This is a genomic window from Streptomyces sp. BF23-19 (assembly GCF_041106355.1).
Classification (GTDB): Bacteria; Actinomycetota; Actinomycetes; order Streptomycetales; family Streptomycetaceae; genus Streptomyces; species Streptomyces virginiae_A.
The window spans coordinates 12,154-26,808 of record NZ_JBGBPT010000082.1; the positions used below are offsets into that span (position 1 = coordinate 12,154).

16 protein-coding genes and 2 pseudogenes are annotated in these 14,655 nt (G+C 73.8%); 6 read left to right on the forward strand and 12 right to left on the reverse strand.

From position 1 onward, the window contains the following. Window positions 1-100 precede the first annotated feature (100 nt). Window positions 101-1,468, forward strand: coding sequence for a DEAD/DEAH box helicase (locus AB8A24_RS34225; RefSeq protein ID WP_328966084.1), 1,368 nt, complete (start codon window positions 101-103; stop codon window positions 1,466-1,468). 111 nt (window positions 1,469-1,579) lie between these two features. On the opposite strand, the gene AB8A24_RS34230 is transcribed toward AB8A24_RS34225, so the two are convergent. Further along, window positions 1,580-2,458 carry a class I SAM-dependent methyltransferase gene (locus AB8A24_RS34230; protein ID WP_328964708.1) on the reverse strand — a complete coding sequence of 293 codons (879 nt, stop codon included), beginning with the start codon at window positions 2,456-2,458 and terminating at the stop codon, window positions 1,580-1,582. Between the two features lie 475 nt (window positions 2,459-2,933). Next, complete coding sequence (locus tag AB8A24_RS34235) at window positions 2,934-3,845, reverse strand: hypothetical protein (protein WP_328964707.1); 912 nt, start codon at window positions 3,843-3,845, stop codon at window positions 2,934-2,936. 291 nt (window positions 3,846-4,136) lie between these two features. Here AB8A24_RS34235 and AB8A24_RS34240 point away from each other — a divergent pair, with 291 nt between their 5' ends. Both AB8A24_RS34240 and AB8A24_RS34245 read left to right on the forward strand, forming a co-directional pair. Next, complete coding sequence (locus AB8A24_RS34240; RefSeq protein ID WP_328964706.1) at window positions 4,137-4,499, forward strand: hypothetical protein; 363 nt, start codon at window positions 4,137-4,139, stop codon at window positions 4,497-4,499. A 62-nt stretch (window positions 4,500-4,561) separates the two neighbouring features. Next, window positions 4,562-4,690, forward strand: a pseudogene (locus tag AB8A24_RS34245) (DUF4158 domain-containing protein); the annotation flags it as partial. Window positions 4,691-4,830: 140 nt separating this feature from the next. Here the strand turns inward: AB8A24_RS34245 and AB8A24_RS34250 are convergent. From AB8A24_RS34250 to AB8A24_RS34295, 10 genes and pseudogenes are all read right to left on the reverse strand, one after another. After that, window positions 4,831-5,097, reverse strand: a complete 267-nt coding sequence (locus AB8A24_RS34250) for a metal-sensitive transcriptional regulator (protein WP_369478443.1) — start codon at window positions 5,095-5,097, stop codon at window positions 4,831-4,833. 64 nt (window positions 5,098-5,161) lie between these two features. Beyond that, window positions 5,162-5,734 (reverse strand): rhodanese-like domain-containing protein, encoded by a 573-nt coding sequence (locus tag AB8A24_RS34255; RefSeq protein WP_369478444.1) that lies wholly within the window; start codon window positions 5,732-5,734, stop codon window positions 5,162-5,164. A 104-nt stretch (window positions 5,735-5,838) separates the two neighbouring features. Next, complete coding sequence (locus AB8A24_RS34260) at window positions 5,839-6,585, reverse strand: sulfite exporter TauE/SafE family protein (RefSeq protein ID WP_369478445.1); 747 nt, start codon at window positions 6,583-6,585, stop codon at window positions 5,839-5,841. Next, the gene (locus AB8A24_RS34265; RefSeq protein WP_328964703.1) at window positions 6,582-6,941 is read right to left on the reverse strand and encodes a rhodanese-like domain-containing protein; all 360 of its coding nucleotides are present in this window, start codon (window positions 6,939-6,941) and stop codon (window positions 6,582-6,584) included. Before AB8A24_RS34265 ends, AB8A24_RS34260 begins: the two co-directional genes overlap by 4 nt. Before the next feature lie 46 nt (window positions 6,942-6,987). Continuing rightward, entirely contained in the window at window positions 6,988-8,373 is a 1,386-nt protein-coding gene (locus tag AB8A24_RS34270) for an MBL fold metallo-hydrolase (protein ID WP_328964702.1), read from the reverse strand. A 474-nt stretch (window positions 8,374-8,847) separates the two neighbouring features. Further along, window positions 8,848-9,393: a hypothetical protein gene (locus AB8A24_RS34275; protein WP_328964701.1), complete on the reverse strand. Its 546-nt coding sequence runs from the start codon at window positions 9,391-9,393 to the stop codon at window positions 8,848-8,850. Between the two features lie 60 nt (window positions 9,394-9,453). Then, a pseudogene (locus tag AB8A24_RS34280) lies at window positions 9,454-9,570 on the reverse strand (GNAT family N-acetyltransferase); the annotation flags it as partial. A 22-nt stretch (window positions 9,571-9,592) separates the two neighbouring features. After that, window positions 9,593-10,327: an SDR family oxidoreductase gene (locus tag AB8A24_RS34285; protein WP_369478446.1), complete on the reverse strand. Its 735-nt coding sequence runs from the start codon at window positions 10,325-10,327 to the stop codon at window positions 9,593-9,595. A gap of 157 nt (window positions 10,328-10,484) precedes the next feature. Further along, window positions 10,485-11,000 (reverse strand): SRPBCC family protein, encoded by a 516-nt coding sequence (locus AB8A24_RS34290; RefSeq protein WP_030722893.1) that lies wholly within the window; start codon window positions 10,998-11,000, stop codon window positions 10,485-10,487. Between the two features lie 345 nt (window positions 11,001-11,345). Then, window positions 11,346-12,371, reverse strand: coding sequence for an NUDIX hydrolase (locus tag AB8A24_RS34295; protein WP_328964699.1), 1,026 nt, complete (start codon window positions 12,369-12,371; stop codon window positions 11,346-11,348). A 282-nt stretch (window positions 12,372-12,653) separates the two neighbouring features. Between AB8A24_RS34295 and AB8A24_RS34300 the strand changes: the two genes are divergently transcribed. The 3 genes from AB8A24_RS34300 (at window position 12,654) to AB8A24_RS34310 (ending at window position 14,568) form a co-directional block, all read left to right on the forward strand. Beyond that, the gene (locus AB8A24_RS34300; protein WP_369478447.1) at window positions 12,654-12,800 is read left to right on the forward strand and encodes a hypothetical protein; all 147 of its coding nucleotides are present in this window, start codon (window positions 12,654-12,656) and stop codon (window positions 12,798-12,800) included. Continuing rightward, window positions 12,797-14,011, forward strand: a complete 1,215-nt coding sequence (locus AB8A24_RS34305; protein ID WP_369478448.1) for a DUF418 domain-containing protein — start codon at window positions 12,797-12,799, stop codon at window positions 14,009-14,011. Before AB8A24_RS34300 ends, AB8A24_RS34305 begins: the two co-directional genes overlap by 4 nt. A 68-nt stretch (window positions 14,012-14,079) precedes the next feature. Further along, on the forward strand, window positions 14,080-14,568 hold the full coding sequence (locus tag AB8A24_RS34310; RefSeq protein WP_369478449.1) for a hypothetical protein: 489 nt from the start codon (window positions 14,080-14,082) through the stop codon (window positions 14,566-14,568). Window positions 14,569-14,655 lie beyond the last annotated feature (87 nt).

A 14,655-nucleotide genomic window follows, 5' to 3' on the forward strand; every position in this document is an offset into this window, starting at 1 on the left:
GTCAGCTCATGGGCGCTTCGGTGTGAAGGGCGGTGCCAAGGCCGGTGCCCGAACCCCCGCCAAGGCCGCCCGGACCCTCGGCCCGCAGGGTGAGTTCACGATGCACGCGCCGAAGGAGCCCGCGCTCGCGCCGGTGAAGTCCTTCGCCGAGCTCGACCTGCCCGCCCAGCTGGTGGAGACCATGGCCTCGCTGGCCGTGACGGAGCCGTTCCCGATCCAGGCCGCGACGCTCCCGAACGCGCTGGCCGGCCGGGACGTCCTCGGCCGCGGCCGGACCGGCTCCGGCAAGACCCTCGCCTTCGGCCTGGCCCTGCTGGCCCGTACGGCGGGGCAGCAGGCGGACCCGAAGCGCCCGCTGGCGCTGATCCTCGTACCGACGCGCGAACTGGCGCAGCAGGTGACCGAGGCGCTGGAACCGTACGCCGCGGCCCTGAAGCTGCGTATGGCCACCGTGGTCGGCGGGCTGTCCATCGGCCGTCAGGTGAGCTCCCTGCGCACCGGCGCCGAGGTCGTGGTGGCCACCCCCGGGCGGCTCAGCGACCTGGTGGGGCGGCGGGACGTACACCTGGAGCGCGTGAAGATCACCGTGCTCGACGAGGCCGACCAGATGTGTGACATGGGCTTCATGCCGCAGGTCACCGAGATCCTGGACCAGGTGCACCACGCGGGACAGCGGATGCTGTTCTCGGCGACCCTGGACCGAAATGTGGACCAGCTCGTCCGGAAGTACCTGAAGGACCCGGTCTCGCACTCCGTCGACCCGCAGGCGGGCGCGGTGTCCACGATGGACCACCACGTGCTCCACATCCACGCGGCCGACAAGGTCTCGGCGGCGACCGAGATCGCGGCCCGGGACAACCGGGTGCTGATGTTCCTCGACACCAAGCACGGCGTCGACCAGTTCGTGAAGCACCTGCGGGCCATGGGCGTACGGGCGGAGGGCCTGCACAGCGGAAAGTCGCAGCCGCAGCGCACCCGGACCCTGGCGCAGTTCAAGACCGGGGCCGTCACCGTCCTGGTCGCCACGAACGTCGCGGCGCGCGGCATCCACATCGACGACCTCGACCTCGTGGTCAACGTGGACCCGCCCGCCGACCACAAGGACTATCTGCACCGGGGCGGCCGCACCGCCCGGGCCGGCGAGTCCGGCCGGGTCGTCACCCTCGTCACCCCGAACCAGCGTCGGGACATGGTCCGCCTGCTCGCCGACGCCCGGATCCGGCCGACGATCACGCAGGTACGGTCCGGCGAGGCCGCACTGACCCGCATCACCGGCGCCAAGGCTCCCTCCGGGGTCCCGCTGGCGGGTTCCGCGCCGACCGACGCCAAGGGCAAGCCCTCGGGCTCGGACCTGGCCTTCCGCGGCATCGGCACCCGCCCGGGCCGGGGCAAGGAGTCCCGCAAGACGATCGAGGCTCGCCAGCAGGCCGAGGCCCGCCGCGCGGCCCGCGTGCGCCGGGGCGTCTGACCCGGCCGGGTACGCCTGAGCCTCGTAAGCCTGAGCCGCGTAGGCCTGACCCGCGTACGCCGCGCCGACCCCGGACCGGATCCGGTGCGGGGAACGCGTCAGCCTGCCGTTTCAGCCCCTGCGGCGGCGGTTGCGAGCCACGATCGCGCGGGTGACCACGGGCGGGAGCAGGTCCTTGGCCAGCTTGCGCCAGCGGGCACCGGGCCTGCGCGGGGCGGGCTTGCGCGCGGCGGCGGGAGCGGGCGCCGGCGGCGCGGGGTGCAGCGGCTGCGGGGGCGCCGGCGCGGCCACGCCCTCGTCCCCGATGCGTACCAGGGAGCGGCCGTCGATCACGTCCACGCCGTGCCAGAGGTCGGTGCGCTCCTCCAGCCACGCGAGCAGTGCCGCCTGGTGGGGCGCCGGGTCGCCCCAGGTTGCGTAGAGTTTCGAGGCCGAGACGCAGATGGGGTGCAGTTCGCCCGTGACCACGGCGGTCCAGACGGCGGCCGCGACGCCGGGACAGTGCGCGGAGCGGTAGTCGTCGAAGACCACCACGGCGTCCGGTGTCGCGACGAGACGCGAGGACGCGATGTCCGTGACGACGTGCTCGTAGAGGTGCGAGGCGTCGACGTGCACGAACCGGCAGCTCGTCGGCTTGACCCGGTCGGCGACGACCGACGTGGGGGCTTGGATCAGCGTCGGCAGCGTCTCGTGGAAGGCCAGGTAGTTCGTCTCGAAGCCGCGCCGCGTGAGCGTGGGGTAGGAGCTGCGGTTCTCCGCGACGTTGAAGTCGTCCGTCGCGGGCGAGTCGAAGAGGTCACAGACGGTGAACGCCTCGCCGGGCCGGAGGTACCGGCCGAGGAAGATCGCACTCTTGCCCATGAAGGCGCCGAGCTCCAGCAGGTCGCCGAGCTGCCCCTCGCTGCTGTTCTGACGCGTCAGGAACCAGTCGAAGAGCACTTGGTCGTACGCCGAGAACCAGCCTTTGACCTCGTCGTACGTGGTGGGCACGGGCGGGGTCGGCTCACCGTCGGGGGGCGTGACGGAAGCTTGTGAAACGTGCGGCACGGAGAGTCGTCCTCCAGCGAAGTGGCATCGGTTTTCACGCTGATACCCGGCCGGGTAACGGCACCTTACGCCCTGGATGGACGTGTGACGAGATGTAAACGCGATCATCATGTGATTCCGGCTTCCCTGCGCATCCCGTGCGGTGTCCTCGGGTCTCGGGCCGCCGGCGCGACGCGCATGCGCCGGGTCCGGGCCGTGGTCGCGGGCAGGTGCGGCGCCTCGTACCCGTCCGGGACCAAGGGTGTCTTGTCGACCACCGCTCCCTGATCCGCATCGATCGGCAAGACACCCCCGAGGCCGGGCCGCCGGCAACTGCGGTACGCGGAGCCGGAGATGGGGGAACCGTCGCGCTCTCGGCCGTCCCGCGCGTCCGATCAGCGGCCGGCGCCGCGGGACGGACCTCCTTCACGCGGCCCGGTCAGCCGAGGGGCTTGCCGTCGGAGCGATCCTCGTCGTCCTCGTCGGCGGCCCGGTAGTGGTAGGCGTCCCACCAGTCGTCGTCCTCGTCCGTCCGGTCGTCGTCGTCCGGGTCGTCGTCCTCGTACACGACACCGCGCCACCTGCGGTCGTCGTCGGCGCTCCGGCGGACGTGCACCCGCTGCCGCTCGTCCAGCGCCGCGAGCGCGGGATGGACCTGCCTACGGGCATGGTCCCCCAGCGGGTCCTCGCACGCCGTGCGCGTGCGGACCGCCCGGTCGGCGCGTTCGGCGAAGCCGAGCGCCGCGAGGCCCGCGGCGGCCACCGCGGAGGCGGCCCACTCCCGGAGGCCGTGCGGGTGCGCCGGCACCAGCAGCACGCCCGCCACGCACCAGAAACTCACCAGCAGGACGATCCCCACGCAGCCACAACAGTCCAGCAGCCGCCCCCGGTCGTGCGTCGGCGTCGGCGTCCGCGGGATCCGGGTGATCCGGGGCAACAGGGCGTCCCGTTCCCGTGCGTACGCGCTGCGCCGGATCAGGTACTCCGTGTCGTACCGGCCGATGCAGCCGATCGACACCGGCTCGGGGTCGTACCGGCGTAAGGCTTCCAGCAGGGCGGCGGGCAGCGGGTGGCCGGGCGGCATCCGGCCGGGGTCGCGGCCCGCCTCGGTCAGCCGCGCGACCCCTTCCCCGTCGATGTCGAGGTATTCGCCGAGGAGCAGCTCGGCCGCCGCCGCCTCGGTCTCCTCGGACCTCAACTCGGCGGCGTGGTACGGCTCCAGTTCCAGGCCGGAGACCAGCCCGAGGACGACACGCCGCAGCCGGGCCCGACGCCACCACCGCAGGCCGATGACCGCGTACACGGCGGCGGCCACGGTGAACGCGGATACGGCGAGGACGAGTTGGAGCACGTCCCGAGGCTACGTCCGCGAACGTCGGGGCGAACACGTAATTTCCGGCACACCGCTCGGCTCAGACCGGTTCCTCGACCAGCCCGAAGCCTTCGCGGAACCGGCATCACCCCGGGCCCCGGCCCGAGGCAGCCGATCGGTGCGCGTCGGTCCGCGTCGGTGCGCGCGTGGGATCATGGCTCCGTGGTGACGGACGCGCGGTGGGAGCGGATTCGGGAAGGCCTGGTCTTCGGGCAGGTGTTCAGGGGCACGGTCGTCAAGGTGCCGCGTCCCGGTGCGATCGGGATCTTCGTGGACATCGGCCTCGACGTCGGAGGCTTCGTCGATGTCCTGCTCCTGCCGCGACGGAGCGAGCTCTGGCCGGCCGAAGGCACGGTCGGCGATTTCGAGATCTGGTGGGCGGACGACCGGAAGCAGATCCGGCTGAAGCCTGCCGACCCGCGGTACCTGACGGCGGACTTCGCGAACCTCGCCGCGAAGATCCGGCCCGGGTGGCTGTACGACATCGGTCGCCCGGTCCGTTCATCTGGACGATCGGCACCCGATGCAGCCGACACTCCGACACCGGATCCCGAGAAGCGGATGCCGCCATCGGCGTCGATCGCCGGTCTACCGGCCGATCACGCGCCGCCTCCCGTCGGAAGCCGGAGGTGATCGGTCCGCTGCGGAGGTCCGGAGGAAGATCCTCCGCCGCCGGCCGGGGCTGACGGTTCCTCTTGCTCGACGACGACCGCAGGCTGATCGCGAAGAGGCATGGTGACCACAACCGGCCCGGTTTCGCCCTCCAGACGTGCACGGTCCGCTACATCGGGCTGTTTCTCGAGGACCGCCGGGCGGTGCCGGGGCCGGTGGTGGCCTGCGGCCGCTGCGCGGCGAGGTTCGGGGGCGATTGTGGCGGTCGGCGGGTTCGGCGGCCGGCTGAGTGGTGGGATGTGCGGACGACCCGGCCCGCTGTTGCGGGGCCGGGCCGTTCGCGTGTTGGCTGTCAGGCGAGGGCGAGGAAGAGCTTTTCGAGTTCTTCCTCGGTCATGGGGGCCTGGTTCTCGTCGGCGTTGTTCATGCACTGGCGCATGCCGCTGGCGACGATTTTGAAGCCTGCGCGGTCCAGGGCCTTGGAGACGGCGGCGAGCTGGGTGACGACGTCTTTGCAGTCGCGGCCGGCTTCGATCATGGCGATGACGCCGGCGAGTTGTCCCTGGGCGCGGCGCAGACGGTTGAGGACTGCGTTGACTGCGTCGTCGTCGACTTTCACCGGTGCCTCCTGGCCTTGTGTGCTCTTCCCCATGGTACCCCAGGGGGTATGAGTTCGGGGCGGGTCAGCGGTCGCGGAGGGCGGCGAGAGTGCGGTCGAGGTCGCCTTGGCGGGGGCGGTTGTGGGGAAGTCCGGCGAGGACGGCGGCGATGCCGCAGGTGTTGGTGAGCGCGGAGAAGACCAGGCCGCCGGCGATGCCGGCGGAGGCGAGGCGGAAGGCGGGGCGCAGGCGGCCGAGCGCGAGGCCGGTCAGGACGACGGCGCCGGCGGCGAAGCGAACCTGGCGTTCCATGCTCCAGGCGCTGCGGCCCCCACCTTCGGGGCGGTGGAGGGCATGGCCGCCTGCGGCCCAGGCTCCGGTGCCGCCGGCGAGGGTGGCGGTGGTGACGCCGTGGGCGGCGAGGGTGTGGCAGGCGTTCTCGGAGCGCGCGCCGGAGGCCCAGACGACGAGGATGTCGCCCCGACCGGCGGCGTCGCGGATGTCGGGCAGGGCCTGGTCGAGGTGGTCGAGGGGGATGTTGAGGGCGCCCGGGAGGTGGCCGGTGGCGTATTCGCCGGGGGTGCGGACGTCAAGGACGATCAGTTCGTGCAGGCGGCTGCGTGCCTGGGCGGTGTCCAGGGTGCGGGGGCTGGTCATGGCGCGGTGGTCCGTCCTTTTTCTTCGTGATGCCCTGATACGGGAACCGCAATACCCCGGGGGGTATTGGCAGTGGTGTGGGTGGTGCGGTCGTGGCGGGGGTGTCAGTGGAGGGCGTCGGTGAGCATGAGGGCGGCGACGGCCAGGAGTGCGGCGGCGAAGATCCGCTGGAGGGTGGGGCCGGAGATCTTCCCGGCGAGGCGTTTGCCGTCCCAGGCCCCGAGGATCGCGGCGCCGGTGAAGGGGGTGATGACCGCCCAGTGCAGGGGGGTGTGGGCGCCGGCTCGGGCGGTGAGCGCGGCGAGGGAGTTGACGGTGATGACCAGGAGGCTGGTGCCGACGGCGGCCCGCATGCGCAGTCCGAGGACGGAGACGAGTGCGGGGACGGCGAGGAAGCCGCCGCCGACGCCGAGGAAGCCGGTGACCGCGCCGAGTCCGGCCCCGGCCCCGGCGGCCCGCGCGGGGCGGACGGGCTTCGACTGCCGGTCGGTGGCGGGGGTTCTGAGCATGGCCGCGGCGGCGAGGGCGGCTGTCGCGGCGAAGGCCGCGGTCAGGGCGGCTTCGGGCAGGCGACCGGCGAGGAGGCCGGCGGCGACGGCGGGCGGGATGCCGGCAGCCGCGAACAGGGCGCCGGTCTTCCAGCGGACGCTGCCGGAGGTGGCGTGCGCATAGAGGGCGGTCGCAGAGGTGGCGGTGACGATGATCAGCGAGGCGGTGGTGGCCGCGGCCGGGGTGAAGCCGAGGAGGTAGATCAGGGCGGGGACGGCGAGGACGCTGCCGCCGCCTCCGAGCGCCCCGAGGGCCAGGCCGATGACGGCCCCGGCGGCGAGGGCGAGGAGGAGGGTGCTCACGCTATGCGGCCGCTGCTTCCGCGCTCGTCCACGACCGGAAGTGAGGCAGACGCCCAGGCGTTCATGCCGCCCTTGACGTCGACGGCGTCGGCCCCGCGCCCGACCAGGAGCTTGACGGCCTGCTGGGAGCGGTGTCCGGAGCGGCAGATCACCACCAGCGGGCGCCCGTTCGCGGCCGGGGGCAGGTCTTGGCCGGTGAGAAGCCGGGAGAACGGGGCGTGGACGGCGCCGGGGGCGTGCCCGGCGTTCCACTCGACCTGCTCGCGTACGTCCAGGAGCACGGCGTCGCCGGAGGCGGTGCGCTCGCGGGCCTGGGCGGGGGTGACGCGGGGGGTACCGCGACGGAAGAGGAACATCCGTCTTCCTTCCGATCTCAAGGGGGGGGTGGGGCGGTGGGTGGTTTCAGTGACCGGCGCCGGTGCCGGTACCGGTGGTGGTGGTGAGGGGGAGACCGGCGTCGGTGGCGGCGTCGAAGGAGTCGTCGACGGCGACGACGTCGCGTCCGGCGGCGTCCAGGAGGGAGGCCGCGATGCCCGCGCGCATCCCGCCGGCGCAGTGCACCCACACCGTGCCGGGCGGGACCTCTGCCAGACGCCGGTGCAGCTGGTGGATGGGGATGTGCGCGGAGCCCTTGATCCAGCCCTTGGCGCGTTCGGAGTCGCGGCGCACGTCGAGGACGACGTCGGGGTAGGGGTCGTGGGCGGCGAGTTCGGCGAAGGTGGCGCGGGGGAAGGAGCGCGGGGTTGCGCCTTCGGGCATCCAGTCGCGGGGGCCGCCGGTGGCTGCGGCGGCGGGGCGGTCGATGCCGACGCGGGCCAGTTCGCGCCGGGCGGCGGCGAGCTGTGCGGGTGACTCCGCGAGGAGGGTGACGGGCTTGCCCCAGGGGATCATCCAGGCGAGGTAGGTGGCGATCTTCCCCTCGGCCTCAAAGTTGAAGGAGCCCGCGAGGTGGCCCTCGGCGAACGCGATCCGGTTGCGCAGGTCCACCACCCATTCCCCGGCCGCCAGGCGCCCGGCGATGTCGGCGGCGTCGGCCGGCGCGGGCTCGGTCAGGTCCACCGGGGCGGGGCCCCGGGCGTTGGCGGGGCCCATGTGGGCGTAGTAGGTGGGCACGTCCTCCAGGCCGGCCAGCAGCCCGGCGACGAAGGAGTCGACGTCCTTGACCAGGGCGTCGTTGCCGCCCTTCTCCTTGCCGATGGTGGTGGCGTCACCCTCGGACTGTGAGGAGGAGCAGAAACTGCCGAAGCCGTGGGTGGGCAGGACCGGCGTCTCGTCGGGGAGCTCGGCGGCCAGCCGGTGGGCGGAGGCGTGCTGGGCGCGGGCCAGCGCCTCGGTCAGCCGCGGCTCGACCAGGTCGGGGCGGCCCACCGAGCCGATCAGGAGCGATCCGCCCGTGAACACCGCCACCACCGCCCCCTGCTCCTGGAGCACGTAGGAGGTGTGGTGCGGGGTGTGGCCGGGGGTGGCCATCGCCCGCAGGGTGACGCCCTCGTCCACCTCGACGGTCTCGCCGTCGGCGACCGGGGTGCGGGCGAACGCGACACGGGCCTGGGCGGGGACGAGGTAGACGGCGCCGGTGAGGCGCGCGAGGTCCAGGCCGCCGCTCACGTAGTCGTTGTGGACGTGGGTCTCCGCCACGTGCGATATCCGCACCCCCCGCACGGCGGCCGCGGCCAGGACCCGGTCGATGTCGCGCGGCGGGTCCACCACCACCGCGGTGTGCGCGCCGCCCGCCAGGTAGCTGCGGTTGCCGAGGCCCTCGGTCTCGATGGTGTCGATGAAGAACACGTGGTTGTTCCTTTCGGCTGAGATTTACCCCCGGGGGTATATTCCGAGCCTAGCATGGGTACCCCCGGGGGTATTTTTGACGGCAGGGAGGACCCACTCCTCGGCGACGGCTACCTCACCTGGCGCCCCGCCGCCCAGCACCGCTGACCGCATCCCGAGAGCCGGAACCGGCAACACCCCCACGGCCGGACACCCAGACAGTGGCATCGGTCCCCGTGCTGCTCGAACGGGTCCAACAGGTGGCCGGACGAGCCGGTCGCGATCACCGCCGGCAGCGGGCAGACGGCCTGGGAACCGGCGGACACGGCGGTGCTCGTCGGACAGCGCCCCGGCGGCGGCCCCGCCCCCACCACACGCATCCGGACGAAGGCGCGTTCCGAGGTACTCGTCCGCATCGTCGACCGAAGGACCGCCGTGGAGCTCTCACGCATGACCGGACCGGGCGATCGGCCGACCGGGCCCCGAACCCACGGTTCAGACCGCGGTGCCGCGCCGCAGGCGTTCGGCGGCCGCGTTGCGGACGCGGCGGGTGCGGGCGTCGGCGGCCAGCAGGGTCAGGGCCTCGTACGAGGTCAGCAGGCGGGCCGCGGTGCGCTGGCACCAGTCGGAGGCGGCGGTGAGCTCCTCGGCGGACCAGGCCTCGCCGCGGGTGACGGCCTCGAGCAGGTTCCACTCCCGCAGCCGGCGCTCGGGGAAGGCCCGGCCGGCGAGGGCTACGGCCATGGCTCGGGACCAGGCGGGGAACTCCTCCTCGGCCAGCAGTTGTACGGCCCGCCGGTCGAGATGGGTGACCACCGCGCTCTCGGCCATCACCCGGTCGGGATCGCGCAGCACGGCGGCCACGACCTCCGCCTCGGCCTGCGCGCCCGCGCCCGCACCCGGGCCCGGAGCCGCGGCCAAGGACTCCAAGTGGCGGGCGTAGCGCCAGTGCTCGGGAGGCTCGTCGGCGTCGGGGCCGTTCATCGGGGCCCGCGCCGGTATGCCGGTGGCGGGTCGCTGCTCGTCGTTTCCTCTCCCCATGGCTCCCATTCCACACGACCTCCATCGGCGGCCGGCGGTCAGGGTGCCGTCAGGGGCCGTTCAGCGGTGCGGGGCCCGCATCAGGGCCTCCGCACCGACCGGTCGGTAGCCCGCGGCCCGAAAGGCTCGGACGCTGCGCGCGTGGCCGGTGGCCTGCCGGGAGCGGACCGACTGCCCGTCGGCGTCCGCCCCGTGGCCGTCAGACCTGCTCGAAGTGGAAGGACTTGATGAAACAGTCGCGGGGTTGGCCGATCGCGAAGAAGATGCAGTCCACCAGCGACTGCGCCGTGAGCGGGTCCTTCGCCGTACGCGGAGCGCCCTCCCAGGACTCCGAGAGCGGGTCGTGGTTGTCGAAGTCCGGCGGGTAGAGGGAGATGACGCGGACGCCCTGGTCGCGAAGCCTGCGGGAGAGGATCTCGGTGAAGCCGGCCTGGGCGCTCTTGGCGGCGTAGAAGGCGGCGTGGGCGTCGGACCGGTGGTGGCCGGTCTCCCCGCAGCCGGAGACCATGGTGACGATGTCCGGCTCGGCCGACTTCAGGAGCAGCGGAAGGAAGGCCTTGGTGGCCAGGACGGTGCCGGTGGCGCCGGAGGCGAGGGTGTCGGCCACGTCCTCGTCGGAGGCGGACAGCAGGTCCGTGCCGTGCTGGTAGCGGGAGCCGTTGTTGACGAGCACGTCGATGCGGTCGGCGCGGGCGGCGACCGCGGCGGCGAACTCCCGTACGGAGGCGGGGTCGGTGAGGTCGCAGGCGTACGCGTGGACGCGGTTCGCCTCGTGGCCCTGGGCGCGGATCTCCTCGCGGACGCGTTCGGCGGCTTCGAGGGTGCGGGCGGAGAGGTGCACCTCGGCGCCCCTGCCCGCGAACTGGAGGGCGAGGGTACGCCCGAAGTCGCGGCCGGCGGCGGTGATGACGACGCGGTGGTGTTCCAGTGCCATGTCTGCGCTCTCTCCCCGCTCCTGATTCTTGGTATGTACACATGATCTCAGATGCGTGCGGGCACAGGGGCCGGGTCGGGGGAACCGCGGAGAGCCGGGCCGTTCGGGGCGACCGGGGGCGCGGACGCGGACGCGTACCGGCTCTCCGCGTCACACCTCAGCCCTCGCCCGTCTCCGGCTCCCCCTCCTGGTCCGCCTGCGGCAATGGAGCCCCGGTCTCCAGCAGGGTCTTGAGGCTGGACGCGAGCATCGGCCAGGCCCGGCCGCACATGCCGATCAGGGTGCCGCCGGGTTCGAAGTCCTCGTGCAGGATGGTCAGCCGGGCGAGGGTGTCACCGACGGGCTCGATCTCGTACGTCACCTTCGTACGGCGCTCCTTCGCCAGTTCGGCCCGCAGTTCCTCACCGATCCCGACCGAGGCCGCCCACTGCGGGGTGAAGGTGTGCCAGGTGTAGGAGAGCAGGCGGTCCGGGACGCAGTCGAGGACCACCTGTTCGGGGTCGCTGGTCCGGGCCCCCCGCTCGACCCAGTCCATCGGCGAGCCCACCGCCCAGTCGGTCTCGAAGCTCAGGCCCCAGTACCGGCGGGTGAAGGCGGGCTCGGTGAGGGCCTGCCAGACCCTGGCGGGATCGGCCTGGATGTACAGGGTGTAGGTGATCGCGCTGTCGCTCATGGCCCCATGCTGCGGGACCGCGGACCGCGGACGCCGGATTTCCCGATCATGGCGGTGGTCGCGGGGCGGGGCCGTACGCCGCGCTTCGGCGGCGGTCAGCAGGAAGTTTCCGCACCAGCCGGGCAGCAGGGCCGCGCGCTCGGGGCCGAGGGCGTGGAACAGCGCGCTGACCGGGCACGCCGCCACGCCGCCCAACGGCGGCGGGCCCGCGGGCAGGCGCGGTCGGCCTCGATGGCCGCCACCGTCCGCGGCGCGAGGTCCGCGATGACGGAGTCCTCGTGGCAGCTGATCGACCAGGCGCTGGTGAATCCCATGCCCTCGACGGTAGGCGGCGCCACCGACACCTCACCGCCGGGCCCCCTCGGGGAGTTCGGTGGGAGGGGTGCGGGTGGGGACGGGGAGGCCGAGGAGGGTGCGGGCCGCGTGCACCGCCGCGAGCTCGTCGTCGCCCGCCCGCCCCCAGTCGCTCAGTTCGCGGATCTGTTCCGGAGTGGCCAGCAGGCGTGCGTACTCCGGGTCCGCGCCCGGTGGGAGGCCGATGAGGCGGGCCGCGGTGCGGGCATGGACGCCCTGCTCGCCGTGCCGGTAGCCGAGCGGGGCGGCGTCCTGCGTGGAGCCGGCCGTCGGGGGCGGGAGGTGCGCGGCGCCGGTGGCCCGGGAGATCAGCAGCAGAACCCGGCCGTCGGGGGCGAACAGCCATGCCGACAGGTCCTGTACGGCCAGCCGCTCCGGAACCGGGCCGGGGTGCCAGGCACCGTGCAGCGGGATCCGCCGGGTGCGCAGGACCCCGAGTCGGTCGAGGGCGGTCGGCGCGGTGGGGCGGCCGTCCTCCAGCAGGGCGGTGCCGGAGCCGTTGACGCGGGCGCGCAGGGCGGACAGTGCGCGGCGGGCGTCGCCGGGGTCCATCAGGTCGGGCAGGTCGGCCGGTTCGGCGAACTGGATGCCGGTGATCTCCTGGGCCGGGAGACGGACGGCCTCGATCCGGTCGGGGGTCCAGGTGCCGCCGTCGTAGACGTGCAGGATCTCGCCGGGGAAGCGCATCTCGGGCGGGAAGCCGGGGGTGTCGGCCGGGATCCAGTCCACGGCGAGGCCGCGCGGGTAGCGGCCGTCGACGCCGAGTTCCTCGCGCAGTTCGCGGGCGGCCGCCTCGGACGGTGCCTCACCGGCGTCCACGGCCCCGCCGGGGAGCAGCCGGTCGGCGCGGTAGTCGACGCTCTGGACGAGGATCCGGCCACGGGTGTCGGTGACGAGGACGACGGCCGCGGTCCAGACGGCGGCCCGCGAGGCCCCGTACTCCGCCGGGGTCATCCAGGTCCCCGTCCGCTCCCGCTCGCCTTCGTCGATCGCGCCCTGGTCGGTCAGCTGCGGCATCGGACTCCGTTCACCGTGGGTGGACCCGCCGGACTGTGCAACAGCGGGCACGGCCCCCGGGTTACGGCGACCGGCCCGCCCGCACCGACACCCCGCTTCTTTGCCGTCCCTATACCTCCTTATTACTTGGTTATGTACGTCCTGGTACGTTCCGGATGCGGACTGGCGGTGTGAAAACCGTCGGTCCGACCACTTCTCACCCACCGCACCCACCGCACGCACCCACCGCACGCACGCACCGCGCGCACGCACCGCACGCACGGACCCAGGAGAGACCCCCAGATGCGACGCGCCTCCCCCACGGGCACGGGATCCGGAATCGGCACCCGGCCTCGCGCAGACGACCTGATGGAGGCCGAGGAGGGCGTCGAGCGGGAGACGACGAAGACCCGTCGCACCCCGCGCGACCGCGTGACGTGCGGCGCGTGACGGGCCCCGCCGCGAAGGCGGCGGCCGGGGGGTCCGGCCGGCTCGCCGGAGTCGACGCCGTACGCGGCCTGGCCGTCCTCGGCATGTTCGCCGTGCACGTCGGCCCCGGCCCGGAGCCGGAGGGCGCCGGTTACCTCCTCGTCGCGGCCGACGGGCGCGCCCCGGCCCTCTTCACCCTGCTCGCCGGCTTCTCCCTGGTCCTCGCCCAGCGCGGGCCGGACCCGGCGCAGCGCCCGGCGGGCTGGGCGCACCGCTGGCGTCCCCTGCTGATCCGCTGCGCGCTGCTGGCCGTACTCGGCCTGTGGCTGGCCTCGTTGTGGCCCGGGATCCTGGTCATCCTGGCCTTCTTCGCCGTGTACTTCCTGGTGGCCGAGCCCTTCACCCGGCTGTCCACCCCGGTGCTCACCGCCGTGGCGGCCGCGTCGGTGGCGGTGGGCCCGCTGCTGTCGTTCCTGCTGGGCCCGGTGTTCGGCTACGAGGTGTCCGGGCGCGGCCTGGTCCCCGAGGCTGCGGACCTGGCCGGTTGGTCCGGGCTGGGCCGCGTGCTGTTGGAACTGCTGCTCACCGGGGCGTATCCGCTGGCCACCTACTTCCCGTACGTGCTCGTCGGGATGGCCCTCGCCCGGCTGTGCGACGTGCGGGTGCGGTCGGTGGCCCGGCGGATGACGGTGTGGGGGACGGTGGCCGCCGTCGCCGGGTACGGCTCGGCCTGGCTCGCGAGCCATGTGTTCGGCGCCCGGCAGCGGCTGCTGGAGACGATCGCCGTCCATCACCCGGAGGCCCTGTCCGCGGCCGACCCCGTACGGGAGGTCCTGGCCGGCCAGTACGGCGCCGTGCCCAGCACCTCCTGGTACTGGCTGCTGGTCGCCGATCCCTACAGCCAGACCCCGCCCGAGACCCTGGGCAACGCGGGCGTGGGCTGCGCCCTCATCGGCCTGTGCGCGCTCGCGGCGCGGCACGGGGTGGGCGTGCGTCTGCTGCGGCCGCTCACCCTGCTCGGGGCGATGGCGCTGAGCGCGTACGTCGTCCACGCGCTGGTGCTGGCCGGTCCGGCGCACGGCGCGGCGTCCTGGTCGGCCTGGCTGGCCTTCAGCGGCGCGGCCCTGGGCCTGACCTGGGCCTGGCAGCGGATCTGGGCCGACAGCCCGCTGCGCCGCGGCCCGGTGGAACACGTGCTGCGGCTGGCCACGCGGGGGCGCGGCCCGGCCTGAACGCGCGCCATCACCCGTCCGTGTGACGGGGTTCGGCTCGCGCGGCGCCGGTACGGCAGGGTGGGCGGATGCAGCTGCGCCGCGCCCTGCCCCTGACCCTTGCCGCGCTCGTGTTGGCCACCGGGTGTGTGACGGTGCGTCCCGTCGCTCCGACGGACGCGCCGCGGGCGGCGTCCGCGGCGGACCGTACGCAGGCCAGGCAACCGGCACCCCTCGCAGTGCCGTTGGGCCCGCTCCCGACCTCACCCGATCCCGCCTCGCCCGCCTCGCCCGCCTCGCCCGTCCGGCCCGCACCGCCCTCGGTCCCGGAGGCCGGGCCGGCGCCCGTTCGGGCCGCGGCCGAGCGGCCGCATCGCCCGCGCCGCGCCGAGGCGAAGCCCCCGCACCCCCGGCGACCCGCCCGGCGGGCGAAGCCGGCGGCGCCCGCGCAACCCCGCAAGCGGCCGCCGACGGTGGCGAAGCCCCGTCCGGCGCCGCAGCGTTCGTACGACATGTCCGCCCTGTGCGAGGCGGCCAAGGGCACCGTGCACCCGTCCATCGTGGCCCTCTGCCGCTGAGGGCGTCATGGTCCGCCCGCACGGTTCGGGTCATGTCCGGGCAGGCCGCGGAGATACCCTCGGAGCCGCGGAACGGACGACACGGGG